This window comes from Rhizobium phaseoli (genome assembly GCF_010668805.1).
GTDB lineage: Bacteria > Pseudomonadota > Alphaproteobacteria > Rhizobiales > Rhizobiaceae > Rhizobium > Rhizobium phaseoli_A.
Genome location: NZ_WUFT01000003.1, coordinates 160,086 through 184,818, shown reverse-complemented (window position 1 = coordinate 184,818; position 24,733 = coordinate 160,086). Strand labels below are relative to the sequence as shown.

Sequence of the window (24,733 nt, the reverse complement as noted above, 5' to 3'; positions counted from 1 at the left end):
CGACGGCCGGCGGAGCCTGATCCGCTTTTTACTCGATTTCCCAAAGCATCCAAAAAACGGACTTAACGCCATGAGCGCACCGCGTACCCTCTACGACAAGATCTGGGACGATCACCTGGTCGACGAACAGGCAGACGGCACCTGTCTTCTCTACATCGACCGCCATCTGGTCCACGAAGTCACCTCGCCGCAAGCTTTCGAAGGCCTGCGCATGACCGGCCGCAAGGTTCGCGCCCCGGAAAAGACGCTCGCCGTCGTCGACCATAACGTTCCGACCTCGCCCGATCGCCATCTCGGCATCAAGAACGAGGAAAGCCGCATCCAGGTGGAAGCGCTGGCCACCAACGCCGCCGAATTCGGCGTCGAATATTATTCGGCAAGCGACAAGCGCCAGGGCATCGTCCACATCGTCGGTCCGGAACAGGGCTTCACCCTGCCCGGCATGACCATCGTCTGTGGTGACAGCCACACCTCGACGCACGGCGCCTTCGGCGCGCTGGCGCACGGCATCGGCACCTCCGAGGTCGAGCATGTGCTGGCGACCCAGACGCTGATCCAGAAGAAGGCGAAGAACATGCTGGTGCGGGTCGACGGCCTGCTGCCGCCGCACGTCACCGCCAAGGACATCATCCTCGCCATCATCGGCGAAATCGGCACCGCCGGCGGCACCGGCCACGTCATCGAATTTGCCGGCGAAGCGATCCGCGCGCTGTCGATGGAAGGCCGCATGACCATCTGCAACATGACGATCGAAGGCGGCGCCCGCGCCGGCCTGATCGCCCCTGACGAAAAGACCTTCGAATACATCAAGGGCAAGCCGCGCGCGCCGAAGGGCGAGGCGCTGGAACAGGCGATCGCCTACTGGAAGACGCTGCAGACCGACGAAGGCGCTCACTATGACCGCGTCGTCGTGCTCGATGCCGCCAGCCTGCCGCCGATCGTCTCCTGGGGCTCCTCGCCCGAGGACGTCATCTCCGTCCAGGGCATCGTGCCGAACCCCGACGATATCCAGGACGAGACCAAGCGCACCTCCAAATGGCGCGCCCTCGACTATATGGGTCTGAAGCCCGGCACCAAGATGACCGACATCACGCTCGATCGCGTCTTCATCGGCTCCTGCACCAACGGCCGCATCGAGGATCTGCGCGAAGTCGCCAAGGTCGTCGAAGGCAAGACGGTTGCTTCAACCGTCGACGCAATGATCGTTCCGGGCTCCGGCCTCGTCAAGGAACAGGCCGAAGCCGAAGGCCTCGACAAGATCTTCAAGGCGGCCGGCTTCGACTGGCGCGAGCCGGGCTGCTCGATGTGTCTTGCCATGAATGACGACCGCCTGAAGCCGGGCGAGCGTTGCGCCTCGACCTCGAACCGCAACTTCGAAGGCCGTCAGGGCTTCAAGGGCCGCACGCATCTCGTCTCGCCGGCAATGGCCGCTGCCGCCGCAATCGCCGGTCACTTCGTCGATATCCGCGACTGGAACTGATCCGCTAAACGGCCGAAATTGAAAGCCCACCGATGCGCCTCGAGCGCATCGGTGGGCTTCGTCAATTATTGATCCTGCAGCTCGGCTGGCAATGATCGAAACGACGATCAGAAGGTTGCCGTCATCGGGTCCGGTCCCATGCGGGCGCCGGCGCTGTCGAGCTTGGCGATCGCCGCCAGGTCATCGGCATCAAGCTTGAAGTCGAATACCTGGAAATTCTCCTCGATACGCGACGGCGTCACCGACTTCGGGATGACGACGAGGCCGGTGTCGAGGTGCCAGCGGATGATGACCTGGGCCGGCGTCTTCCGATGCTTGCCGGCGATCTCACCGATAACCGGGTTCGAGATGAACTTGCCCTGGCCGAGTGGGCTCCAGGATTCGGTGGCGATATTCAGCTTCTTGTGCGCCGCCTGCGAAGCCTTCTGCTGGAAGTCGGGATGCAGCTCGATCTGGTTGATGACCGGAAGGACGCCGGTTTCGCCGATGATGCGCTCCAGATGTTCGGGGAAGAAATTCGACACGCCGATCGAGCGGGCGCGGCCCTCTTCGCGGATGCGCACGAAAGCCTTCCAGGTCTCGGTGTAGAGGCCGCGATGCGGCGACGGCCAGTGAATGAGATAGAGATCGACATAGTCGGAACCGAGCTTCTTCAGGCTGCCGTCGAAGGCGCTGAGCGCATTGTCGTAACCCTGGTCGGTATTCCGAAGCTTGGTGGTGACGAAGATATCCTTGCGGTCGAGGCCGGACGAGCGGATGCCTTCACCGACGCCCTCTTCGTTGTCGTAGCCGGACGCCGTATCGATATGGCGATAGCCGGCGGCAATTGCGGTGCGCACCGTCGGGGCGGCAATGTCTTGCGGCGTCTGCCAGACGCCGAGGCCGACCTGGGGAATGGAATGTCCGTCATGGAAAGTGATGATGGGTTGAGCGGTCACAATGTATCTCCGGGAGTTTGAAGAATTGGACGAGGCATGAATTGCGCCCACACTTTTAGGCGTCCCGGAGCGCATTTCAGCCTGAGCGCTCGGTCACCGGAAACATATAGGCAGCCGTATCCGGAAGACAATCAGAAGACCCGGACAATCGTCCCTTTCCGAAGATGCGGCAGAAGCCGGCGCATGTCACGCAGGCTGACCGCCACGCAGCCGGCCGTCGGCTCGTAGCCCGGCCGGATCAGATGGAAGAAGATCGCCGAACCGCGATTGCGCGCCCGCGAAGAGATGTTCCAGTCCATCACCAGGCAGATATCGTAGAGCCCGTCGCCGCGCCGCATCTCCTCGTGGCTTGCGCCGAATGGCGCCCGGACGAGGCGATTATAGCTGGCATTGTCCGGCTGATCGCACCAGAGCATGTCGGCGCGGATGCGGCGGATGGGAAGCGAAGTGACGAGCCGGCCGTTCCGCTCGCCGCGACGAAAGCCGGATATCAGCCGCATCGAGGCGATCGGCGTGGCGCCGTCGCCCTCGCGTTTGATGGCGGTGCGGCCGGAGCGGCCGATCGCGGCGGGCAAGGTGATGGCGCCGAGCCGGACGATCGCCCGGCTTTTGCGCCCCGGCGCCGGACGCACCACGATCGTCGACGGCTTCATCCCCGGCTTCCGCCTTGTTTTTTCCATTTTTCTCGCATGTCTTGCATTGTCTGGGGCTCCCATTGAAATCATATGAAAACCTGTGCGGCAACAGCCCGCCGCCCGATCCTTGCCAAACCCGGAATTTGGCGTAGGACTAGGGAAGATAACACGAGGACAAGACGGCATGACCGCACGCACCATTCTTCTGGTGGATGACGACGACGACCTTCGTCAGACGCTGACGGAGCAATTGTCGCTGTATGAGGAATTTTCGGTTCTGCAGGAAGCCAACGCCGGCAAGGGTGTTGCGACCGCCCGCTCGACACCGGTCGATCTGCTGATCATGGATGTCGGCCTGCCCGATATGGATGGCCGCGAGGCGGTGAAACTGCTGCGCAAGGGCGGCTTCAAGGCGCCGATCATCATGCTGACCGGCCACGATACCGATTCGGATACGATCCTTGGCCTCGAAGCCGGCGCCAACGACTATGTCACCAAGCCCTTCCGCTTCGCCGTGCTGCTCGCGCGCATTCGCGTGCAGCTGCGCCAGCACGAGCAGAGCGAGGACGCCACCTTCACCGTCGGCCCCTACCTCTTCAAGCCGAGCCAGAAGCTGCTCACCACCGACAACGGCCAGAAGATCCGCCTGACGGAAAAGGAGGCGGCGATCATCCGCTACCTCTATCGTGCCGAACAGAAGGTCGTGACCCGCGACGTGCTTCTCGAAGAGGTCTGGGGCTATAATTCCGGCGTGACGACGCATACGCTGGAAACCCACGTCTACCGGCTGCGCCAGAAGATCGAGCGCGATCCCTCCAATGCCGAAATCCTCGTTACCGAAAACGGCGGCTACAAGATCATACCCTAGAGCATTTTCATTTTTCTCCGAATCACGGAAATGCTCTATCTCTCTGTTTTCACGCAATTCCAGCAAAGCCGCTACGCGCTTTTGCTGGAATTGCTCTTAGGCGAAAAGCCCGCATGGCGCTGACCGACGACATACACATGCTCGCGCAGCTTCCTTTGTTCAGGGACATGAACGAGGATCAGCTGCGGTTGATCGCCTTCGGCGCCGATCGGCGCATGATCGCCGCCGGCCAGATGCTGTTTCGCCAGGGCTCGCCCGCCGAGAGTGCCTATGTCGTCCTCAGCGGCAGCCTGGAGCTGAGCGCCGCAAGCAGCGACGGCATACAGAAGACGGAGGGGATCGCCGGCCCCGGAACGATGATTTCCGAACTGGCGCTGGTCACGCTGGTGGAGCGCAAGTTCACCGCGGTGGCGCGCGAGGACACCGGCATCATCCGCATCACCCGCGCCCTTTTCCACCGGCTGATCGAGGAATATCCGGACGCAGCCCTGCTGATCCAGAACCGCATCCGCGACAATCTCGCCGAACTTGCGGCAAAGGCCGCAAGCCAGTTCTACCGCTTCAGCTGAAGCCCGGGAGCGCCGGACTCGATCGAACACATCCATCAGGCGCAAGCTCAATCGCGGGTAAGGCCGTCGATCGCCGCCGCAAGCTTCACAAGGTCTGCGGCGTTGAACCCGGCGGCATTGAGACAGTTCGTCTCAAGCAGCTTCAACCCCTCTTCTGTACGGCAGACATCGATGACATAGGCCGGTGAGTAGCCGGGGTTGATGTCCACCATGCGCTGCCCGAATTCGAGCACATCGTCATCGATCTCATGGCGGTGGATGACACGCGATCCGTCCTTGTAGAGCGAATAGGTGACGATCCGATCGTTGACGGCCCAGAGACGCCATTCGCGCAGGATGCGGACAGGCTTGGTGAACATCAGCAGCGTATCGTGACGAAGCGATCCGGTCGGGATTTCATCCTCGTCGAGCGCAAGAACCCTCGCTGCCATTTGGATGACCTCGCCTGTCGACTTCACTTTGCCAGGTTCCTCCTTGCTGTCGTCGACAGGGCGCAGGAACCAATCCCTTCCATCGTCAGTCAGACGCGCGGGAACGTCGCGCAGCGTCAGGAACAGCGCATCAGCGCCGTTGAGGAGATAGGGATGTCACATCTCTTCCTGAACGAATGGGCGCAGCTTGAATACACCAGGCCAGTAGCCATTCGCCTCGGCGTTCCTCCACAGCGAGTAGGAGCCGAACATGACCACTGCGCCAGGATCGGCAACGACAGGCTCGGGGATAAGCTCGCCGATGAACGGAACGACCTTGTGCCATGTGTACGGGATCGCGAGCTGGTCGAGTGCCTCGGCCAGCTTATGGGTGTCTTCAAACTCCTGGAGAAGCCACTGCATCAGAAATCGAAATGCGCCGTGACCGGCACATGGTCCGAGGGCCGGTCCCAGCCGCGCGCCTCCTTCAGGATCTCGATCCGCCGGAGATGCGGCCCGAGATCCGACGACGACCAGATATGGTCGAGACGGCGGCCGCGATCGGCCGCCTCCCAATCCTTGGCTCGGTAGCTCCACCAAGTATAGAGCTTCTCGTTCTCCGGCACATGCTGGCGCATGAGATCGAGCCAGCCGCCGCGCTTCATCACCTCGAGCAGCCCGTCGGTTTCGACAGGCGTATGGCTGACGATCTTCAGAAGCTGCTTGTGCGACCAGACATCGTGCTCCAGCGGCGCGACGTTCAGGTCGCCGACCAGGATGGCGGAGGTGTTGCTCTCACCATTGGCTTTCAGCCGCTTCATCTCCTCGATGAAATCGAGTTTGTGGCCGAATTTCGGATTGATGGTGCGATCCGGCTCGTCGCCGCCGGCTGGAACGTAGAAATTGTGCAGCCGGACACGGCGATTGCCGTGCTCGAAGATCGCCGAAATGTGGCGGGCATCGCCGACACCGCAATAATCCTGCCGGTGATCCTCCGTCAGCGGAATCCGCGAGGCGATCGCCACGCCGTGATAGCCTTTCTGGCCGTGAATGATGATGTGATCGTAGCCCATCGCCCGCAGCGGTGCGGCCGGAAAGAGCTCGTTCGCCACCTTGGTTTCCTGCAGGCAGAGAATGTCGGGCCTGTGCTTGAGAACCAGCTGCTCGACGATCGGCATGCGCAGCCGCACCGAATTGATGTTCCAGGTGGTGATCGAAAAGCCCATATTCCCAGCCCTTTCCCGCACGCCGGGTGTCGAGACGGCGTGCTTTCATGAAAGGGCTTTAGAACAAAGGCGGACGGGAGGGAACCGGCCGCGTGCAAAAGGCTCGGGCGATCAACCGAAAACCCTCAGTCGCGTGAGGCTGCCGTGCCTGGAATGCTCTCATAGGGCACGCGGAACACGCGATCGTCGAACTGCATGCCTGTCTTGACATTGAAGATCATCACCGACGTGTCCTTGCCCTGGTTGTCGGTGATCGTCCACTGACGCAGGTCGTAGGTCTTCGGGTCGAACATCATGGTGATGGTCGAGCTGCCGAACACCGTATTGTTGCCGAGCGCGATCGTCGTCAGGTCCGACTCTTCCTTGACGCGCTTCACCATGCCGGCCGACAGGTCGATATGCTGCGCCAGGAGCAGGCTGAGCGGCGTCTTCGAGAGCGGATAGAGGTCCCAGGTTTTCAGCTTCGTATTGCCGATGGCGACGTTTTTGCCGTCGGCGATCACCCGCATCGGCGATGGGTCGTCATAATTGAAGCGCAGTTTGCCGGGCCGCTGGATGAAGAACTTGCCGCCGGTCTGCTCGCCGCGCGGACCGAACTGCACGAATTCGCCCTGCATCGTCGTGACGCCGGAGAAATGGTCGGCGATCGCCTGCGCAGTGCCGGAGGCGGGAGCTGCCGCCTGCGCATAAGCACCGAAGGGAACGGCGCTCACCATCGCAGCGACGGCAAAGGCGCCGAGAAGATCGCGGCGCGTTACCGTCAAGCCGGAGAGGAAGGGGTCGGAGTTACTCATCTAAATCTCCTTTATGCGATCTGCATGCTGCCGAAAGGCGGCGTCTTCAAGGCGTAGCGATCGGCCCGCGAGAGGTAACGGCTTCGACGCTGTCAGGTTTCCGCAAAAGCGGCCCTGTTGGAAATATATGCCGATTATTTCAGCGGTCGAGGATGTCGCCCTCGGTCGGAACAAGAATCTCGCGTTTACCGGCATGATTGGCCGGCCCGATGATGCCTTCCTTCTCCATCCGCTCGATGAGCGAGGCGGCCCGGTTGTAGCCGATGCCGAGCCGGCGCTGGACGTATGAGGTCGAGGCCTTGCCGTCACGCAGCACGATGGCGACCGCCTGATCGTAGGGATCTTCCGAATCCGAGAGGTTTGACGTGCCGGCCGGGCCACCGCCGCCGTAGTCGCCATCCTCGTCGTCGTCGGCGGTGATCGCATCGAGATACTGCGGTGAGCCCTGGGTCTTCAGGTAGGAGACGATCTCTTCCACCTCGACATCCGAGACGAACGGCCCGTGCACGCGCTGGATACGTCCGCCGCCCGCCATGTAGAGCATGTCGCCCATGCCGAGCAGCTGCTCGGCGCCCTGCTCGCCAAGAATGGTGCGGCTGTCGATCTTCGAGGTGACCTGGAAGGAGATTCGGGTCGGGAAGTTCGCCTTGATCGTGCCGGTGATGACGTCGACCGACGGGCGCTGCGTCGCCATGATCACGTGGATGCCGGCCGCGCGCGCCATTTGCGCCAACCGTTGCACGGCCCCTTCGATATCCTTGCCGGCGACCATCATCAGGTCGGCCATTTCGTCGATGATGACGACGATATAGGGCATCGGCTTGAGATCGAATTCTTCGGTCTCGTACATTGCCTCGCCGGTGTGACGGTCGAAGCCGGTCTGCACGGTGCGCGAGATCGCCTCGCCCTTCGACAAGGCCTGCTCGACGCGGGTGTTGAAGCCGTCGATGTTGCGCACGCCGATCTTCGACATCTTCTTATAGCGCTCTTCCATCTCGCGCACGGTCCATTTGAGCGCGACGACGGCCTTCTTTGGATCGGTGACGACGGGTGAAAGCAGATGCGGGATGCCGTCATAGACCGAAAGTTCGAGCATCTTCGGGTCGATCATGATCAACCGGCACTGTTCCGGCGTCATGCGGTAAAGCAGCGACAGAATCATCGTGTTGATGGCAACCGACTTGCCGGAGCCGGTGGTGCCGGCGACGAGCAGATGCGGCATCTTGGCGAGATCGGCGATGACGGCTTCGCCGCCGATGGTCTTGCCGAGCGCCATGGCGAGCTTCGCCTTGCTGCCTTCGAAATCCCTGGAGGCAACAAGTTCACGCAGATAGACGGTCTCGCGCGTCTGGTTCGGCAATTCGATGCCGATCGCGTTGCGGCCGGGCACGACGGCGACGCGGGCGGCAATGGCGCTCATCGAGCGGGCGATATCGTCGGCAAGGCCGATGACGCGCGACGACTTGATGCCGGGCGCCGGCTCCAGTTCATAGAGCGTGACGACGGGGCCAGGACGGACGTGGATGATCTCGCCCTTGACGCCGAAATCCTCGAGCACGCCTTCAAGCATGCGGGCGTTCTGCTCCAGCGCATCGGCTGATAGCGTCGAGTCGCGCACGACATTCTTCGGTTCGGCAAGCAGATGCATCGAGGGAAGCTGGAAACCCTCGGGACGGATGAATGAGCCCTGCGCCTCCCGCTCGATGCGGGCGCTGGGCTTCGGACGCGAGACCAAAGGTACGACGCGCGGCTCCGGCTTGCCGGCGGCCTTTGCCGGTGCACGGATCATCCAGTCGTCGTCATCATCATCGGGCAGGATATCGGCCGGACGCGGCGGCATGTCGGCATCGAAGGGCAGATCGTCGTCGTCATCATCGTCGTCATCGACGGAAAGCGACGGTGCAGAGACGATACGCCGCGGCGAAGCTGCTCGCGCCTCCATCGACGGCTCCATGCGCTCGCCGCGGACGGTGGGCGCCTTGGCGCGGACCGGTTCGTTCAGTTTGCCGAACTCGTCATCGTTGAAATCATAGGGTGATTCGAAATCGCCCTGGCGCCGCTTACGCGGCCCCATGCCGAAGAGCCGCCGCAGCCGCCCCTGGCTCATGTACCAGGCATGCGTCATCGCACCGCTGAGAGCGACCCAGCGCGACTCGTCGTCCTCGTCCTCGTCTCCGACGACGCGGACCTTGCTTGTCGTCCCGACGTAATCTTCCTCGATCTCGTCTTCGGCGTCGCTACGACCGACGATGCCCGAGGCAAAGAGCATCATCCAGGCGGTCGGTGCGGCAAAGATGCAGCCGACGACCATCGCGAAGGTGCCGGTGGGATAAGCGCCGACGAAGAGTGCGGGAAAACGCAGGATCATATCGCCGACGACACCGCCGATGCCGTTCGGGATCGGCCAGGTGAGCGGCGGCGGGAAACAGCCGATCACGGCGCAGGACAGCACCGTACCGGCAAGCCAGGCGCCGGCACGAGCGGGGATGCGGCTGAAGCGGCGGCCCGAGATCAGCGCCAGCGCCCAGGCGACGATCGGCAGCATCGAAACGACGCTGGCAAGGCCGAGGAACTGCATGACGATATCGGCAAAGGCAGCCCCGCTATAACCGAGGATATTGGTCGGCAGGTTGGCAGTGGCGTAGGAATAGCTCGGATCGGCAACGTTCCATGTCGCCAGCGCCGCGACGCAGAGCGCCAATAGCAGAAAGATCGCAAAGCCGATGAGTGCCTGGATCTGCCGCAGCATGAATGCCGAGAAGGAGAACCGATCCGGACGGCTATCCATCGCCGGCGACGTGCTTCTTGCCATGTGTCTAACCCGTCCAATGCCTGAGGGCATGCGAATCACTGAAGCTTCGCCATGCCAAAATGCGTCCGCTCCACCTAATCAGAGCCGGGTTAAAGCGATGTTAACCATGCACGCCTGGACGTGCATTCGCGACAGGGAAATAAAAAAAGCCCGAACTTTGAGGGGTCCGGGCCAAATGCGGTCTATGATTAGATAGGCCGCGACGGGCTGTGGAGCGGCGCCCTTAAGCCAGGCGCCGCAAAGCTGATTTACGAGTGGTAGGCGGCTTCGCCGTGGGTCGCGAGGTCGAGACCTTCGCGCTCGGCTTCGACGCTGACGCGCAGGCCGATGACGACATCGACGATCTTGTAGAGGATCGCCGAACCGACGCCGCACCAGATGATAGTGGTGAGAACGGCAGTGAGCTGAACAACGACCTGGCTTCCCATCGTCACACCTTCGACATAGCCGACGCCGCCGAGCGACGCGCTGGCAAAGACGCCCGTTGCGATAGCGCCGAATATGCCGCCCACGCAGTGTACGCCGAAGACGTCTGCGGTGTCGTCATAGCCGAACTTGTTCTTCACGACGGATACGAAGAAGTAGCAAAGCGGCGAAACGGCTAGGCCCATGACAATCGCGCCCATCGGACCGGCGATTCCAGCAGCCGGCGTGATGGCAACGAGACCCGCAACCATGCCGGAAGCACCGCCGAGCATCGACGCCTTGCCGCGAGCAAGGGTTTCGACGAGCGACCAGGAAACGATGGCAGCTGCGGTCGCGATGAAGGTGTTGACCGTTGCAAGCATCGCACCGCCGGAGGCTTCGAGGTTGGAGCCCGCGTTGAAGCCAAACCAGCCGACCCAGAGCATCGAGGCGCCGACCATGGTCAGCGTCATCGAATGCGGTGCCATCATGTCCTTGCCGTAGCCGGTGCGCTTACCGACCAGAAGAGCGCCAACGATACCGGCGATACCGGCATTGATGTGGACGACCGTACCACCTGCGAAGTCAAGCGCGCCCATCTTGAAGAGCATGCCGTTCGAATCCCAGACCATGTGCGCGATCGGAAAATAGACGAAAGTCGCCCAAAGTGCACAGAAGAGAACTGCAGCCGAAAATTTGATGCGCTCGGCGAAGGCCCCGATGATCAGGGCAGGCGTGATCGCTGCGAAGGTCATCTGGAATAACATGAAGATGAATTCCGGAATGACGACGCCCTTGGAGAAGGTTGCAGCCGTGGTTGCCGTGGAAACGCCGGCAAGGAACATCTTGGCCGTGCCGCCCCAATAGGGGCTGTCCGAACCGCCGAAAGCGAAGGAATAACCGTAAATCACCCAGATCAGCATAACGACCGCGCCGATCATCGTGCACTGCATCAAAACGGAGAGCATGTTCTTGGTGCGAACGAGACCGCCATAGAAGAGTGCCAGGCCGGGCACCAGCATGAACAGCACAAGGATCGTGGAAATGAACATGAAGGCAGTATCGCCCTTGTCCGGCACCGGTGCTGCAGCCGCAGCGGCAGCCGCAGCCGGTGCAGCTTCCTGCGCGAAAGCGACGGCCGGCGCGAGAAGCGCTGCCGAAGCTGCGCAAATCCGCGCAAAGGTGGAAGAAAACTTCGAAATTGACATTGGAAAAAGCTCCTTGATCTGCCGCTTACAGCGCTTCTGAATCGGTTTCGCCCGTACGGATGCGCACGGCATGGTCGATCGAATAGACGAAAATCTTGCCGTCGCCGATCTGACCGGTCTTGGCCGCTGCCGCGATGGCTTCAACAGCCTTGTCGACGAGTTCGGATGCAACGGCGATTTCGATCTTGAGCTTCGGCAGGAAGCTGACCGCATATTCGGTGCCGCGATAGATTTCGGTGTGCCCCTTCTGGCGCCCGTAGCCCTTCACTTCGGTCACGGTCAGCCCCTGAATGCCGATCGCCGTAAGAGCTTCGCGGACCTCATCGAGCTTGAACGGCTTGATAATAGCCATCACAATTTTCATCTGGTTTCCCATCCTTCGTTATCCTCGGCGCGGAGCCGACTCTCCTTGCCGCTGACGTTCCTGAACAGCGACCGACGATATACATTCAAGGGACGTGCCAGATTCGAGGCATGGAATAACTTATTGAAAAATAAAGATTATAATACCGCGCGCCAATAAACAGGCAAATGACCGGCAAATGACCGGCCATCAATCGCACAAATAATGCGCAATTTTAAAAAGATGCATATTTTTTATTCATTTGCCTTTTTCCGAATCAAACCCTCCTGGGCGACAGAGGCAATCAGCTCACCCGATCGGGTAAACAGGCTACCCCGGGTCAGCCCTCTGGCACCCGAAGCCGAGGGGCTGTCCTGCGTATAGAGCAACCAGTCGTCGAGCTTGCAGGGCCTGTGAAACCACATCGAATGATCGAGGCTCGCCACCTGCAGGCTCTGATCGAAGATGGAGGTGCCGTGTGCATAAAGCGACGTATCGAGCAGCGTCATGTCCGAGAGGTAGGCAAGCACGGCCGCCTGATAGAGCCGGTCGTCGGGAACCGGGCCGGTGGCGCGTACCCAGACGTCCTGTTTGGGCTCGAGCTTCTTGTCGGAAAAATAATGCGTCAGCGAGACGGGACGGATCTCGATCGGCCGCTCGCGCTGCCAGTATTTGCGGATCGCCTCCGGCGCATGCGCGAGATATTGCTCCTTGATCTGCTGTTCGCCGAGCAGCGCTTCGGGCATCGTCACATCGGGAATGACGATCTGGTGATCGAAGCCCGGCTCGTCCACCTGGAAGGAGGCCGACAGCGTGAAAATCGCCTTGCCGTGCTGGATGGCGACGACGCGCCTCGTATTGAAACTCGATCCGTCGCGGATGCGCTCCGCCTGGTAGATGATCGGCACCGAGGGATCGCCGGGCCGCATGAAATAAGCATGCAGCGAATGGACGAAACGCTCGCCTTCGATGGTGCGCTGCGCCGCCATCAGCGCCTGGCCGATCACCTGGCCGCCGAAAACCCGCTGCCAACCGGCCTGCGGGCTGCGCCCACGGAAGATATCGACCTCGATCGGCTCCAGGTCGAGCGTCGAAAGCAGTGTCTCCATTGCCGAAGACCCGATCGTCTCACGCATCATTTTGTATGTCTCCCGGCGGTAGGAAGTGAAGTTGCGATGATCTATATAGGTCACATCTGAGGCACAGGGTACGGGAGCGGCGCGATGCTGGACATGCTGGTTGTGGGCGGTGGTTATGTCGGCCTTTCCGCCGCTGTCGCGGTCAAACAGGCAGCCCCCCATCTGAATGTCGTCGTCGTCGAGGCGGCCCCGGAGCATGTCTGGAAAAACGACACACGCGCTTCCGCCGTCATCGCGGCGGCGGCGAAGATGCTCGAGGTCTTCGGCATCTGGAACGAGATCGAGCCGGACGCCCAGCCGATCACCAAAATGATCGTGACCGACTCCAAGACCTCCGATCCGGTGCGCCCGGTTTTTCTCACCTTCGACGGCGAAGCGGCGGAAGGCCAGCCTTTCGCCCACATGATCCCGAATGTTGCCATGGTCGCAGCGCTGCGCGGCGTCTGCGAGCGGCTCGGCATCGACATCCGTCACGGGCTCAGCGCCACGGAGCTGAAGACGCACGACAGCCACATAACCGTCACGCTTTCGGATGGCAGCGCGCTGGAGAGCCGGCTGTTGGTTGCCTGCGACGGCGTGCGCTCGACGCTGCGCGATCTCGCCGGCATCAAGACCGTTACCTGGAACTACGGCCAGTCGGGCATCGTTGCCACGGTCGAACATGAGCGGCCGCATGATGGCTGCGCCGAAGAGCATTTCCTGCCGGCCGGTCCCTTCGCCATCCTGCCGCTCAAGAACAATCGCTCTTCGCTGGTCTGGACAGAGCGGACACACGATGCCGATCGGCTGGTTGCCGCCGACGACCTGGTCTTCGAGGAAGAACTCGAACGCCGTTTCGGCCACAAGCTCGGGGCGCTGAAAATCATCGGCGACAAACGCGCCTTCCCGCTCGGCCTGACGCTGGCCCGCGCTTTCGTCGCACCACGTTTCGCGCTGGCCGGCGACGCCGCCCATGGCATTCACCCGATCTCAGGCCAGGGCCTCAATCTCGGCTTCAAGGATGTAGCGGCACTTGCCGAAACGATCGTCGAGGCTGATCGGCTCGGCCTCGATATCGGATCGATCAACATTCTCGAACGCTACCAGACCTGGCGCCGCTTCGACACCTTCCGTATGGGCGTGACGACGGATGTGCTGAACCGGCTATTCTCCAACGACGCAACACCGATCCGCATCGCCCGCGACGTCGGCCTCGGCATCGTCGACCGGCTGCCGCGCCTCAAGTCTTTTTTCATCGGCCAGGCAGCTGGAACGACGGCAAAGGACAATCCGCGGCTGCTGGCCGGCCAAGTCATTTAACGGTGATTTAAAGCGGTCTATTCGTCGAGGCGGCGGGCTTCGGACACCAGCATGATCGGAATGCCATCGCGGATCGGATAGGCAAGCCGCGCCTTTTCCGAGACTAGCTCATTGTGTTCGCGATCATAGGAAAGCCGGCCCTTGGAGAGCGGGCAGACCAACAGATCGAGCAGCTTTGGATCGACGCGGCTGAGTTTTTCGTCCATGGCTGAAGTCTACTGCAGAACCGTGTCGGAGTCACCGAAGACGCGCGCCAGCACGATCTCGGTAATGGCGATCAGCGTTTCGGCCCGCGTCTTCAGATCGGGCGCTTCCAGCAGCGCCTGCTTTTCAGCCGGTCCGAACGGCGACATCATCGCCAGCGAATTGACAAGCGTCAGATTGCTCGCCCGCTCGACGCTCTCCCAGTCCGCTTCCAGCTTGTTGGCATCGAGATAGGCCTTGAAGGCAGTCAGCAGCGCTGCGCGGTCGACCGCCTCCTCCTCGTTCGCGGCCGAGAGATCGGCGATGAACGGCGCGATTCGGAAGGTGCGGAACGGGTCGCTGGTTGCTTTCTCTCCCAGCAGCCGAAAGCGGCAGACACCGGTCAGCGAGACGATATAGCGGCCGTCGCCAGTCTCGGCGAAGGAGGTGATGCGGCCAAGGCAGCCGACGGCGGCAAGATTCGGATCGCCGCCCTTGTCTTCGTGTTCGCCGAGCGCCGGCTGCACCATGCCGATCAGCCGGTTTCCCGTTAGTGCAGCATCCAGCATCGCCAGATAACGCGGTTCGAAAATGTTGAGCGGAAGCTGCCCGGCCGGCAGAAGGAGGGCACCGGTCAGGGGAAAGACGGCGATTGTATCAGGCAGATCGCCCGGCTTCAGGTATCTGGCATTCCCGACTTGCATGAAACCGTCCCGCATTCTGGTAACGGGCATGCCCGTCCTCACGAGAATGTGGTGCCCCCGTCCGAAAACGCAAGGGCCGATGCTCCAAACTTAGCGCATCGCCCCAAAAATCCGAATCGATTTCCAACGGGATCAGGCGCGGATTCAAAACGATCCAACGCCTTGCCGCCCTGTCGAACCCGCGGCGCGTTACGAGAACAGCATCGCCGAAAGCTTGCGCCGGGCCGAAATCGTCGCCGGATCCTTGAAGCCCCAGACCTCGAAGAACTGCAGCAGCTGGCGACGGGCGCCGTCATCGTCAAAGGCGCGGTCCTTGCGCATGATCAGCAGCAGGTGCTCGGCTGCTTCGTCGCGCCGGCCTTCGACATTGAGGATCTTGGCGAGCTTCAGCCGCGCCTCATGGTCGTCGGGGTTTACGGCAAGGTCACGTTCGAGCGCAACGGGATCGCCGAGCTTGCGGGCTTCCTCGATCTGTTCGAGCTTTTTCAGTACGGCCTGAATGCCGGCGTCCTTCGCCAGCTCTTCCGGCAGATCAGTCAGAGTTTCGCGCGCCCGCTCATGCTGGTTTGCGGCGATCATGCATTCGGCCATGCCGGCAATCGCCTTGGCATTTTCCGGATCGGCCTGCATCACCGCGGCGTAGAGCTGAGCGGCCTCGTTGATGTTGCCGGCGGCCAGCAGTTCTGCTGCTTCCGTAACCACGGCTTCGATCTCGGCCGCCTCATCGGCACCGGCCGGGCCGGCGATGCGGTCGATGAACTGCTGGATCTGGCTTTCCGGCACTGCACCCATGAAGCCGTCGGCGGGGCGGCCGTTGACGAAGGCAATAACTGCCGGGATCGACTGGATGCCGAGCTGGCCGGCAATCGAGGGATGGTCGTCGATGTTCATCTTAACCAACCGGACACGGCCTTTGGCTTCGTTGACCACCTTCTCCAACACCGGCGTCAGCTGCTTGCACGGGCCGCACCAGGGCGCCCAGAAATCGACCAGCACCGGTTGATGGCGCGATTCCTCGATGACGTCCTTGCCGAAATTCGCGGTCGTGGTGTCGGTGATGTAGCTGCCGGCTGCAGCCGCCGGTTCCGGGGTGGCGCCGAAGCTTGTCGTCGCCGTCATCTGATTTCCGAAGGAACCGTTATAGGGGTTGTCGCTGCCGCTCATAGGTATCTCCCGCCGCGCCGATCTTGCCGGCCTCATTGTAAGCGCTAAAATCGTATGTCAGGACGTCACTTTCAAGACAAGCGGCTTATGCCCGGTCGCTTCCATGAAACGAATGAGGTCGGCGCTCGCAATCGATGTCGTCGCATCGTTGGACAGCGGATGGCAGTTGATGATCTCCTCGCGCATCAGATCGGCATCGAGCACGAAGGTGACATTCGCCGCCGTATCGTTGATCGCGCCGAATGCGGTGACCGCGCCGGGAATGACGCCGAGATATTCCATCAACTTCTCGGGCCTGCCGAAGGAGACCCTGCCGGATCCGCCAATGGCATTATGCACCTGCTTGAGATCGACGGCAGCATTTTCCTCGACGGTCATGAGAAAATACCTGTCCTTCTTGTCCTTGACGAACAGGTTCTTGGTGTGGCCGCCGGGGATCTCGTGGCGCAGCGCAACCGATTCCGCCACGGTGAAAACCGGCGCATGGTCGACGGTCTTATGGGCAATGCCGAGCCCATCGAGAAAGGCAAACAATTCTTCTCTGGTCTTCGGGACATTTTCGGACATGGGCAATCCATTGGATAGGAAGGGAAAAAGACAAGGCGTCTTGATTAAGTCCGTCGACATCGTTTGGCAATCTTTGCGGCCGACGCTTTACCCCGCATTTGCGGCCTTTCCGCCCGGTCCGCGTGAGCAGGAGAATTTTTCTTCGGCTCTCCGTCATTTCCCTGTTGCATTTGAAAACCCGTTAGGCCATATAGCGCCGGTCGCCGCGAGGCGGCGCCCACGGTCCAACAACTACCCCGGACCGATGCGGATTGAGCGGGTGTAGCTCAGGGGTAGAGCACAACCTTGCCAAGGTTGGGGTCGAGGGTTCGAATCCCTTCGCCCGCTCCAGTTTCTCTAAATTTCAGAACCCTTAGTGCACCTTTGCCGTGCAAGGTGCCTATTAGGAGTGTTTGCCGATCCGCGCGTGTGCTCCTCGCGGCCGGAGCGCGTAAACCGCCGTGTTTGACGCGATCTTGCATGCATTCGACGACACGCTGCATAGCAACGCCTCCCTGCTTGGCCTCGACACGTAAAATGACATTCCGATCATCGTGATCGGCAGGAGCAGATGGCGCACTCAATGAGATTGGCCGCACGGCTTGCGACAATCCCGCACTTGGTGTCAGATGACCGGCGAAATTCTTGACGACGGCACTGGCCTCAAGGTCCAGGGCGCCGCCGGCATTGCGGCCCCTACCTTCCTGATTGCTCCCAACATCATCTGAGGTTTCCCCATGCGTATCGCCGTCGGTGGCATTCATATCGAATGCAGCACTTACAATCCCGTCCTGAACGAGGAGAAGGATTTTCGCGTGCTGCGCGGGGACGCACTGCTGGCATCACCCTACTTCGCCTTTCTCAAGGATTACGAGGCCGAATTTCTGCCGACGATCCATGCCCGCGCCATTGCCGGCGGCCCGGTTTCACGCGCCACCTACGAGGCCTTCAAGGGCGAATTTCTCGAGCGGCTGAAGCCGCTGCTGCCGCTGGACGGTCTCTACCTCGCCATGCATGGCGCCATGTATGTCGAGGGCATGGAGGATGCCGAAGGCGACTGGATTGGTGCGGCCCGCGCGCTGGTCGGCGAAGCCTGCACGGTGTCGGCAAGCTACGACCTGCATGGCAACGTCACCCAGCGCATTATCGATGCGCTCGATATTTATTCCACCTACCGCACTGCGCCGCATATCGATGTCGAGGAGACGATGCGCCGCTCGGTCTCCATGCTGGTGAAGAGCCTGAAGACTGGCGTAACGCCGGTTGTTCTCTGGGCGCCGGTCCCGGTCGTGCTGCCCGGCGAGCGCACCAGCACCGTCGATGAGCCGGCGAAAAGCCTCTATGAGATGCTGCCCGACATCGATACGATTGATGGCATCTGGGATGCGTCGCTGATGGTTGGTTATGTCTGGGCCGACGAACCGCGCGCCACGGCCGCCGCCATCATCACCGGCACCGACCACGCGGTAATGGAGCGCGAGGCCAGACGTCTCGCCAGGGCCTATTGGGACGCGCGCGAAGACTTTGTCTTCGGCTGCGAGACCGGCTCGTTGGAGGAATGCGTCGCGAGAGCCATTGCCAGCCCGACCGCCCCCGTCGTGCTCGCCGAATCCGGTGACAACCCGACCGGCGGCGGCGTTGGGGACCGGGCCGACGTGCTGGCCGAGCTGATCGGCAGGGGTGCTGCCGGCGTCGTCTTCGCCGGCATCACCGACAAGGCAGCAACCGAGGCCTGCTATGCCGCAGGCGTGGGCGCCGAACTGGACCTCAGCGTTGGCGCTTCACTCGACAGCGAGGGCAGCAAGCCGGTCAATGCTCGTTTCATCGTCGAGTTCCTGCATGAAACCGCCGAACCCGCCGACCGCCAGGCGGTCGTTTCGATCGATGGCATCGATCTCGTACTGTCCGCCAAACGCCGGCCCTATCACAACATCGCCGATTTCACCCGGCTCGGCCTCGATCCGCACAAGGCGAGGATCATTGTCGTCAAATCGGGTTATCTCTCTCCCGAGCTGGCGCCGATCGCAAATCCCAGCCTGATGGCGCTCTCGACCGGTGTCGTCGATCAGTTCGTCGAGCGCCTGCCGCGGCTGCGCAAGCAGCATCCGACCTATCCCTTCGACAAGGATTTTGCCTTCGAGCCGCAGGTCTTCCTGTCGGCGCGTTCGGCGGGGACTTGAGACGACCGATCGGCGAGAGGCGTGTCCCATCTTCACGGCCTCGCGGCACGACACCGCGGGGTAGGTGCGCTCAGCAGAGACTCCGACGCCTCATACCAGCCTATGCGATTGAGCGGCGATCACCCGCTCCACGGAAGATCGGAGGAACAAATATAGCAGGAAACAACGGCCGCGGACCGGCGCGTAAGTGCTGCTTTTGCTGCACTGCTTATATGACTTCTGCTAGATATTATTTCACGGATAATTATTAACGACCACTTCTGCCCATTTGTGTTCTCTTATCCCTGCGAATCAAAAAGGTTTGATTTGCCGGGGGACGGTCGCCATGTTCAAGCATGGGGCGATGCAACAGTTGGGTAGGAGCCTATGCTGCAACGGATTGAAGATATTGATGCAGCGCTTGTCGACAGGCTGCAGCATTCGGCATTCAAGTACTTCCTGAAATATTCCAATCCCGAAAATGGCCTGGTGGCCGATACCTCTATCGGCGGCGTGCCGGCAAGTATCGCAGCCGTCGGCTTTGCCCTGTCCTCCTATCCAGTCGGGGTCGAGCGTTGCTGGATCAGCCGCGCCGAAGCGGCCGAACGCACGGTCAATACGCTGCGGTTTTTCGCCGAGGCGCGTCAGGGCGAGGAACGCCACGCCACCGGCCACCGCGGCTTCTTCTACCACTTCCTGCATATGGATACCGGCCATCGCGCCTGGAACAGCGAGCTGTCGACCATCGATACGGCGCTGCTGGTCGCCGGCATCCTGACATCGGCGCAGTATTTCAACCGCGAAGACGACGAGACGGAAACGGAAATTCGTGAGCTCGCGACCTTCATCTACGAGCGCGTCGATTGGCGCTGGGCGTTGAACAAGGGCGACACCATTGCCATGGGTTGGAAGCCCTCTTCCGGCTTCCTGCGCTGGCGCTATCACGGCTTCGACGAGGCGATCATCCTCTACGCACTGGCGCTCGCATCGCCGACGCACCCCATCCCGCAGTCTTGCTACGACGCCTTCACGTCAAGCTATTCCTGGATGCTGCACGGCGAACAGTCCTATCTCTATGCCGGGCCGCTGTTCATCCACCTGTTCTCCCATGCCTGGATCGATTTCCGCGGCATTCAGGACAAGCCGATGGCGGAGCGGAACTGGGATTATTTCCGCAACACCCAAGTGGTCATCGACGTCCAGCGTGATTATGCCGAGCGCAATCCCGGCCAGTTCGTCGGCTATAACAAGAATATCTGGGGTTTCTCCGCCTGCGACGGCCCGCCGCCGACGCGGCGCATGCGCGGCGGCCGCCAGCCGAAGGTTCTGGGCTATGCCGCCCGTGGCGCCCCACTCGGCCCGGATGACGGCACGATCGCACCTTGGGCGGCCCTTGCCTGCCTACCCTACGACCGGCAGGCAGCTATGGACGGCACCAAGGCACTTTTGACCAGCTACCCGAACCTGCTCTTGGAAGGCGGCTTTCCCGGCGGCTTCAACCCGACAGTCAAGACCAAGCGGCCGGAAGGCTGGGTCGACGACCGCACCGTCGGCATCGATCAGGGCCTTCTCGTCATGACCATCGAGAACGAGCGCTCCGACTTCATCTGGAAGCTGATGCGGCAATCGCCGGCCATCCGGCATGGGCTCGAGCGCGCCGGCTTTACCGGCGGCTGGCTCGAAGGCATCGAGCCGCAAGACGTGGTGCGCAGGTTCGGCTGAAGCAATTCCAGGAAAAGTGTGAAGCGGTTTTCCGTCCGGAATTGCGTTAAAACAAGAAGTGATGGGGGTTCTGCGCGTCCTCGGACGCGCGACGCTTTCACTCAGCTTTCGAAGACATGCGCCTTGCCGGCGATATCGAGCCGAACGAGATCGCCTCGCGCCGGCAGCGCGACGCTCGAGGTCTTGATCAGGATCGGCGGCAGCGCAACACCGTCGAGCGACACGGCAACCGTGCAGACCGCGCCGCCGAACTCCACCTCGACGACACGTCCGCCATGATTGTGATCGCTGTCATCGGCAACGACGCGGATCTGCTCGGGCCGCAGCATGATCTCCGCTTTGCCCTGACGGCTGCCTTCGACGGCGACGCGGCCAAGCGCGCAGTCGGCCAGGCCGTTGCGAATGATGGCGGGAAGCAGCACGGCATCGCCGAGGAACAGTGCCGTCTCGCGATCCCTGGGATGCAGATACAATGATTGCGGCGACCCGGACTGAACCAGCCGTCCTTCTCTGAGCACCGCGACTTGATCGGCAAAGGTCAGCGCCTCTTCCTGGTCATGCGTAACCAGAATGGTGGTGATGCCGGCCGCCTTGAGAACGCGCGCAACCGCCTTGCGCATGTTCTCACGCAACCCGGTGTCGAGTGCCGAGAAAGGTTCGTCGAGCAGCATCAGCCGCGGCTTGCGGCCAAGCGCGCGGGCAAGCGCCACGCGCTGCTGCTGGCCGCCGGAAAGCTGATGCGGGCGCCGCACCAACATGCCGCGGTCGAGCTCGACCATATCGAGCAGCTCGATGATACGCTTCTCGCGATCGGCCGCACCCCGCTCGAAGCCGAAGCCGATATTTTCGGCGACGCTTAGGTGCGGAAACAGCGCTCCGTCCTGCGAAACGATGCCGATGCCGCGCTTGTGAGCCGGCACCGTCGCGGGGCCGTCGGCAAGCACCTCGCCATCGAGCGTCACTCTCCCGACATCGGGCTGCTCGAAGCCGGCAATGATGCGCAGCAGTGTCGTCTTGCCCGAACCGGACGGGCCGACGACGGCGGTGCGGCTGCCGGCCTGGACATCGAGCGAAATATCCTTCAGCGCCTGCACAGGCCCATAGCGCTTGCTGATGTTTTCGATCGTAAGCAGCGTCATTGGCCGGCAGTCCGTTTCGATTGGGTATAGAGCATAAGCGTGAGCGGCAGCGACAGCACGATCATCATGAAGGCATAGGGCGCAGCCGAAACATAGTCGATCTCGCTGGTCAGCGACCAGAATTTCGTCGCAAGCGTATCGACACCGTTGGGCGACAGCATCAGGGTCGCCGTCAGTTCATTGGTAATCCCGAGGGCGGCGAGCGCGACGCTGGCCGCCGCTCCGGGTGCGGCAAGCCGCATGGTGATCTGCCGCACCGCCTGGCCGGGCGTGCGGCCGAGGCCCATCGCGGCGCGCTCCAGCTCCACCGGCGCCTGGGCGATGCTGGCGCGCAGCCCCACCATGGCGCGGGGCAGGAAAAGCATCACATAGGCGACGAGCAGCGTTGCGAAGGTCTGGTAGAGGGGTAGCACGAGACGCACGGTGATCGTCACCAGCGCCAGCGCAACGACGACACCCGGCAGCGAGCCGACATAATAATGGCAGGCTTCGAGCACGCGCTGCAAGCGGCCGGGCGCACGCACGGAAAGCCAGGCCATCGGTGCTGCGGCAATCGTCGCCAGCACGCCGCCGACAATGGCAAGCACGATCGTCTGCAGGAAGGCGCTGCCGACGTCGATGCGCCAGATCTCGGTGCCGCCGAGATAGAGCCAGCGGCCAAGCGTCACCAGCGGCACGCCGAGGGTCAGCACCGCCAGGGCGACAGGCAGAAAAACGGCCGGCGCCACGAACCAGCCGAGCCGCCGCCGGTCTGTCGGACGCGGCGAGCCGGACCCGACGCGTGCATAGCGTTCGTTGCCGCGCACCAGCACCTCGAAGCCAAGCAGAAAAAGACAGCAGGCGACGAGCACGCCGCCGAGCATGTTGGAGGCAGGGCTGTTGTAGGAGGACTGGAACTGGTCGACGATCGCCGTCGCGAAAGTGTCGAACCGGATCATCACAAACAGGCCGTACTCCGACAGCAGATGCAGCCCGATCAGCAGCGAGCCGCCGCAAATGGCGAGCCGGAGCTGCGGCAGCACCGCGCGGAAGAAGACCCGCCAGGGATTGAGACCGAGCGAAGCCGCGGCATCCTCGATCGCCGGATCGAGACGGCGCAACGCCGCGGCGACCGGCAGGTACAGGAAGGGATAATAGGCGATCACCGAGACGAAGACGCCGCTCTGCAGGCCGCGCATGCCGGGCACGAGGCTGACCCAGGCATAGCTGTGCACGAAGGCAGGCACGGCGAGCGGGGCGATCGCAAGCCAGGCCCAGAGCCGCGCGAAAGGAATGTCGGTTCGCTCGGTCAGCCAGGCAAGCGTCACGGCAAGCGCGATCGATAGCGGAATGGTCAGCGATTCCAGCAGAACCGTGTTGACGAGCAGTTCGCCGACGCGCGGCCGGAAGACCAGGGCCTTTACCGTTTCCCAGCCGACATCATAGGTGACCCAGCCGATGAAGCCGAGCGGCACCAGACTGAAGATCGCGGCGACGGTTGCCAGCAGCACCACGGAAGCGTGCGGCATGGGCCGGCGCGGCAAACCCATCCGCGCCCTCGGCGCGACCGGGGCGGCGTTGCCGGATGCGAGCAATCTGTTGTCCTGCAGCAAGGCCGATGCCTTTACACGCTGAAAAAGGAAGGCAACCGCTTTGGAAGAGCGGTTGCCGGATTTCGTCATGCCCTAAGGTTTTCTTGAGCCAAAAGCAATAGTTTTGGCCGGAAGTCGCCTGCGGCAGAAGGTCAGATCAGGCCGGCGGCTGTCATCAGCTCGACGACCTTCTTGCTGTCGAGCGTCGAAGCTTCGACTTTCGGCGCGTTGAGATCGCCGAGCGGCGTGAGCTTGCCGTTGGAGGCCGCGTCCTTGCCGACGGCATATTCGAAGGAGTCACCATCCTTGAGAACCGTCTGGCCGGTCTTGCTGGTGAGGAATTTCAGGAAAGCCTGGGCTTCCTTCATGTGCTGCGTGGACTTCAGGATGCCGCCGCCCGAAACGCTGACGAAGGCGCCGGGATCCTGGTTCTTGAAGTAGTGCAGGCCGACATTCTTGCTGTTTTCGCCGGTCTTGGCCTGATCGCCGAACCAATAATAGTGATAGATGACCGCACCCTCGACTTCGCCTGCATTGACGGCCTTCATGGCGACGCTGTTGCCCTTGTAGGGCGTGGCGTTTTCCTTGAGAGCCTTCAGCCAGTCGGCAGTCGCCTGCTCACCCTTGAGCTGCAATAGCGCAGCGACGATGGCCTGGAAGTCGGCGCCGGCTGGTGACGCGCCCCAGCGGCCCTTCCAGGCCGGATCTGCGAGGTCGAGCATCGATTTCGGCAGCTTGTCTTCGGTGAGCTTCGTCTTGTCATAGGCAAAAACCGTGGTGCGGGCGGCAATGCCGGTCCACATCCCGTCGGCCGGGCGATACTGGTCGGGAACCTGATCCAGCGTTTCCTTTTCGATGGGGGCGAAGAGGCCCGCGCCATCGACCAGCGTCATCGCCGGCGAATTCTCGGTCAGAAACACATCGGCAGGTGAGGCGTCGCCTTCCTGGATGATCTGATTGGCGAACTGCATGTCGCTGCCCTGCCGCATGGTGACCTTGATGCCGGTCTCCTTTGTGAAGGCATCGATCCATTCGCGGCCCAGGCTTTCATGCTGAGCATTGTAGACGACGAGACTTTCGTCCTGCGCATTGGCGCTGCCTGTGAGCGCGGTGGCGGAGAGAAGCGAAGCGGCAAGCGCAAGGGAAAAACGGCTAAAAGCAATGTTCATAATGGCCTCCGTGGCGATGTCACCCGAGGTCTCCACGGGTGATGAGAGGCGTATATTTTTCCTGACTGAAGATTTCAAGTTTGGCTTGCCCGAAAAAGCCATCACAATATCTTGACTAAATGTTTCATATTACAGTGGAATAAATCGCGATTGGCCAAAAGAACGACGTTCCGTGCATGTCGCCCGAAAGTGTGCAGCGGTTCCGAGACAACGACATGCATCAGAACAAAGAGAAAAAGCGCGTCGCATG

The 24,733-nt window shown here is 61.7% G+C and carries 21 protein-coding genes, 1 tRNA gene and 1 pseudogene; 7 read left to right on the top strand and 16 right to left on the bottom strand.

Annotated elements, in window-relative coordinates; genetic code table 11:
* Window positions 1-70 precede the first annotated feature (70 nt).
* On the top strand, window positions 71-1,480 hold the full coding sequence (gene leuC, locus GR197_RS05955) for a 3-isopropylmalate dehydratase large subunit (protein WP_164007535.1): 1,410 nt from the start codon (window positions 71-73) through the stop codon (window positions 1,478-1,480).
* A 107-nt stretch (window positions 1,481-1,587) separates the two neighbouring features.
* Here leuC and GR197_RS05950 read toward each other — a convergent pair whose 3' ends face one another.
* Both GR197_RS05950 and GR197_RS05945 read right to left on the bottom strand, forming a co-directional pair.
* Window positions 1,588-2,418, bottom strand: coding sequence for an aldo/keto reductase (locus GR197_RS05950; protein ID WP_164007533.1), 831 nt, complete (start codon window positions 2,416-2,418; stop codon window positions 1,588-1,590).
* Window positions 2,419-2,549: 131 nt separating this feature from the next.
* On the bottom strand, window positions 2,550-3,071 hold the full coding sequence (locus tag GR197_RS05945; protein WP_164007531.1) for a L,D-transpeptidase family protein: 522 nt from the start codon (window positions 3,069-3,071) through the stop codon (window positions 2,550-2,552).
* Between the two features lie 166 nt (window positions 3,072-3,237).
* Here GR197_RS05945 and GR197_RS05940 point away from each other — a divergent pair, with 166 nt between their 5' ends.
* Both GR197_RS05940 and GR197_RS05935 read left to right on the top strand, forming a co-directional pair.
* Window positions 3,238-3,921: a response regulator transcription factor gene (locus GR197_RS05940; RefSeq protein ID WP_003582964.1), complete on the top strand. Its 684-nt coding sequence runs from the start codon at window positions 3,238-3,240 to the stop codon at window positions 3,919-3,921.
* 113 nt (window positions 3,922-4,034) lie between these two features.
* On the top strand, window positions 4,035-4,490 hold the full coding sequence (locus GR197_RS05935; RefSeq protein ID WP_164007529.1) for a cyclic nucleotide-binding domain-containing protein: 456 nt from the start codon (window positions 4,035-4,037) through the stop codon (window positions 4,488-4,490).
* 47 nt (window positions 4,491-4,537) lie between these two features.
* Here the strand turns inward: GR197_RS05935 and GR197_RS05930 are convergent.
* From GR197_RS05930 to tesB, 7 genes and pseudogenes are all read right to left on the bottom strand, one after another.
* A pseudogene (locus GR197_RS05930) lies at window positions 4,538-5,323 on the bottom strand (ATP-grasp domain-containing protein).
* Window positions 5,323-6,126 (bottom strand): exodeoxyribonuclease III, encoded by an 804-nt coding sequence (locus GR197_RS05925; protein ID WP_164007527.1) that lies wholly within the window; start codon window positions 6,124-6,126, stop codon window positions 5,323-5,325. The pseudogene GR197_RS05930 and the gene GR197_RS05925 overlap by 1 nt, the downstream one beginning before the upstream one ends.
* Window positions 6,127-6,251: 125 nt before the next feature.
* Window positions 6,252-6,920 (bottom strand): outer membrane lipoprotein carrier protein LolA, encoded by a 669-nt coding sequence (locus GR197_RS05920; protein ID WP_164007525.1) that lies wholly within the window; start codon window positions 6,918-6,920, stop codon window positions 6,252-6,254.
* Between the two features lie 139 nt (window positions 6,921-7,059).
* The gene (locus tag GR197_RS05915; RefSeq protein WP_164007523.1) at window positions 7,060-9,732 is read right to left on the bottom strand and encodes an FtsK/SpoIIIE family DNA translocase; all 2,673 of its coding nucleotides are present in this window, start codon (window positions 9,730-9,732) and stop codon (window positions 7,060-7,062) included.
* 248 nt (window positions 9,733-9,980) lie between these two features.
* Entirely contained in the window at window positions 9,981-11,345 is a 1,365-nt protein-coding gene (locus GR197_RS05910; RefSeq protein WP_164007521.1) for an ammonium transporter, read from the bottom strand.
* 25 nt (window positions 11,346-11,370) lie between these two features.
* Window positions 11,371-11,721 (bottom strand): P-II family nitrogen regulator, encoded by a 351-nt coding sequence (locus GR197_RS05905; RefSeq protein WP_164007519.1) that lies wholly within the window; start codon window positions 11,719-11,721, stop codon window positions 11,371-11,373.
* A gap of 221 nt (window positions 11,722-11,942) precedes the next feature.
* Window positions 11,943-12,827: an acyl-CoA thioesterase II gene (gene tesB, locus GR197_RS05900; RefSeq protein WP_164007517.1), complete on the bottom strand. Its 885-nt coding sequence runs from the start codon at window positions 12,825-12,827 to the stop codon at window positions 11,943-11,945.
* Between the two features lie 84 nt (window positions 12,828-12,911).
* On the opposite strand from tesB, the gene GR197_RS05895 reads away from it, so the two are divergent.
* Window positions 12,912-14,126, top strand: a complete 1,215-nt coding sequence (locus tag GR197_RS05895; protein WP_164007515.1) for a ubiquinone biosynthesis hydroxylase — start codon at window positions 12,912-12,914, stop codon at window positions 14,124-14,126.
* Window positions 14,127-14,143: 17 nt separating this feature from the next.
* Here GR197_RS05895 and GR197_RS05890 read toward each other — a convergent pair whose 3' ends face one another.
* From GR197_RS05890 to GR197_RS05875, 4 genes are all read right to left on the bottom strand, one after another.
* A complete protein-coding gene (locus GR197_RS05890) occupies window positions 14,144-14,332 on the bottom strand; it encodes a Trm112 family protein (protein WP_003589705.1) in 189 nt (62 codons plus the stop codon).
* 9 nt (window positions 14,333-14,341) lie between these two features.
* Window positions 14,342-15,028 carry an LON peptidase substrate-binding domain-containing protein gene (locus GR197_RS05885; RefSeq protein ID WP_204330091.1) on the bottom strand — a complete coding sequence of 229 codons (687 nt, stop codon included), beginning with the start codon at window positions 15,026-15,028 and terminating at the stop codon, window positions 14,342-14,344.
* A 174-nt stretch (window positions 15,029-15,202) separates the two neighbouring features.
* Window positions 15,203-16,177: a thioredoxin gene (trxA, locus tag GR197_RS05880; RefSeq protein WP_164007512.1), complete on the bottom strand. Its 975-nt coding sequence runs from the start codon at window positions 16,175-16,177 to the stop codon at window positions 15,203-15,205.
* 57 nt (window positions 16,178-16,234) lie between these two features.
* Window positions 16,235-16,744, bottom strand: a complete 510-nt coding sequence (locus GR197_RS05875) for a prolyl-tRNA synthetase associated domain-containing protein (protein WP_164007510.1) — start codon at window positions 16,742-16,744, stop codon at window positions 16,235-16,237.
* A gap of 255 nt (window positions 16,745-16,999) precedes the next feature.
* Between GR197_RS05875 and GR197_RS05870 the strand changes: the two genes are divergently transcribed.
* The 3 genes from GR197_RS05870 (at window position 17,000) to GR197_RS05860 (ending at window position 20,604) form a co-directional block, all read left to right on the top strand.
* A tRNA-Gly gene (locus GR197_RS05870) sits at window positions 17,000-17,074 on the top strand.
* A gap of 386 nt (window positions 17,075-17,460) precedes the next feature.
* On the top strand, window positions 17,461-18,903 hold the full coding sequence (locus tag GR197_RS05865; RefSeq protein WP_164007507.1) for a M81 family metallopeptidase: 1,443 nt from the start codon (window positions 17,461-17,463) through the stop codon (window positions 18,901-18,903).
* Between the two features lie 366 nt (window positions 18,904-19,269).
* Window positions 19,270-20,604: a glucoamylase family protein gene (locus tag GR197_RS05860; protein WP_164007506.1), complete on the top strand. Its 1,335-nt coding sequence runs from the start codon at window positions 19,270-19,272 to the stop codon at window positions 20,602-20,604.
* Between the two features lie 101 nt (window positions 20,605-20,705).
* Here the strand turns inward: GR197_RS05860 and GR197_RS05855 are convergent, their stop codons facing one another.
* From GR197_RS05855 to GR197_RS05845, 3 genes are all read right to left on the bottom strand, one after another.
* On the bottom strand, window positions 20,706-21,743 hold the full coding sequence (locus GR197_RS05855; protein WP_164007504.1) for an ABC transporter ATP-binding protein: 1,038 nt from the start codon (window positions 21,741-21,743) through the stop codon (window positions 20,706-20,708).
* Window positions 21,740-23,404, bottom strand: a complete 1,665-nt coding sequence (locus tag GR197_RS05850; RefSeq protein ID WP_164007502.1) for an ABC transporter permease — start codon at window positions 23,402-23,404, stop codon at window positions 21,740-21,742. The genes GR197_RS05855 and GR197_RS05850 overlap by 4 nt, the downstream gene beginning before the upstream one ends.
* A gap of 62 nt (window positions 23,405-23,466) precedes the next feature.
* The gene (locus GR197_RS05845; RefSeq protein WP_164007500.1) at window positions 23,467-24,483 is read right to left on the bottom strand and encodes an iron ABC transporter substrate-binding protein; all 1,017 of its coding nucleotides are present in this window, start codon (window positions 24,481-24,483) and stop codon (window positions 23,467-23,469) included.
* Window positions 24,484-24,733: the final 250 nt, after the last annotated feature.

Excerpts from the sequence above, each read along its gene's own strand:
- leuC (WP_164007535.1), top strand. The coding sequence starts at position 71 with ATGAGCGCACCGCGTACCCTCTACGACAAGATCTGGGACGATCACCTG.
- GR197_RS05945 (WP_164007531.1), bottom strand. The coding sequence starts at position 3,071 with ATGAAGCCGTCGACGATCGTGGTGCGTCCGGCGCCGGGGCGCAAAAGC.
- GR197_RS05940 (WP_003582964.1), top strand. The coding sequence starts at position 3,238 with ATGACCGCACGCACCATTCTTCTGGTGGATGACGACGACGACCTTCGT.
- GR197_RS05935 (WP_164007529.1), top strand. The coding sequence starts at position 4,035 with ATGGCGCTGACCGACGACATACACATGCTCGCGCAGCTTCCTTTGTTC.
- GR197_RS05925 (WP_164007527.1), bottom strand. The coding sequence starts at position 6,126 with ATGGGCTTTTCGATCACCACCTGGAACATCAATTCGGTGCGGCTGCGC.
- GR197_RS05920 (WP_164007525.1), bottom strand. The coding sequence starts at position 6,920 with ATGAGTAACTCCGACCCCTTCCTCTCCGGCTTGACGGTAACGCGCCGC.
- GR197_RS05915 (WP_164007523.1), bottom strand. The coding sequence starts at position 9,732 with ATGGCAAGAAGCACGTCGCCGGCGATGGATAGCCGTCCGGATCGGTTC.
- GR197_RS05910 (WP_164007521.1), bottom strand. The coding sequence starts at position 11,345 with ATGTCAATTTCGAAGTTTTCTTCCACCTTTGCGCGGATTTGCGCAGCT.
- GR197_RS05905 (WP_164007519.1), bottom strand. The coding sequence starts at position 11,721 with ATGGGAAACCAGATGAAAATTGTGATGGCTATTATCAAGCCGTTCAAG.
- tesB (WP_164007517.1), bottom strand. The coding sequence starts at position 12,827 with ATGATGCGTGAGACGATCGGGTCTTCGGCAATGGAGACACTGCTTTCG.
- GR197_RS05895 (WP_164007515.1), top strand. The coding sequence starts at position 12,912 with ATGCTGGACATGCTGGTTGTGGGCGGTGGTTATGTCGGCCTTTCCGCC.
- GR197_RS05890 (WP_003589705.1), bottom strand. The coding sequence starts at position 14,332 with ATGGACGAAAAACTCAGCCGCGTCGATCCAAAGCTGCTCGATCTGTTG.
- GR197_RS05885 (WP_204330091.1), bottom strand. The coding sequence starts at position 15,028 with ATGCGGGACGGTTTCATGCAAGTCGGGAATGCCAGATACCTGAAGCCG.
- trxA (WP_164007512.1), bottom strand. The coding sequence starts at position 16,177 with ATGAGCGGCAGCGACAACCCCTATAACGGTTCCTTCGGAAATCAGATG.
- GR197_RS05875 (WP_164007510.1), bottom strand. The coding sequence starts at position 16,744 with ATGTCCGAAAATGTCCCGAAGACCAGAGAAGAATTGTTTGCCTTTCTC.
- GR197_RS05865 (WP_164007507.1), top strand. The coding sequence starts at position 17,461 with ATGCGTATCGCCGTCGGTGGCATTCATATCGAATGCAGCACTTACAAT.
- GR197_RS05860 (WP_164007506.1), top strand. The coding sequence starts at position 19,270 with ATGCTGCAACGGATTGAAGATATTGATGCAGCGCTTGTCGACAGGCTG.
- GR197_RS05855 (WP_164007504.1), bottom strand. The coding sequence starts at position 21,743 with ATGACGCTGCTTACGATCGAAAACATCAGCAAGCGCTATGGGCCTGTG.
- GR197_RS05850 (WP_164007502.1), bottom strand. The coding sequence starts at position 23,404 with ATGACGAAATCCGGCAACCGCTCTTCCAAAGCGGTTGCCTTCCTTTTT.
- GR197_RS05845 (WP_164007500.1), bottom strand. The coding sequence starts at position 24,483 with ATGAACATTGCTTTTAGCCGTTTTTCCCTTGCGCTTGCCGCTTCGCTT.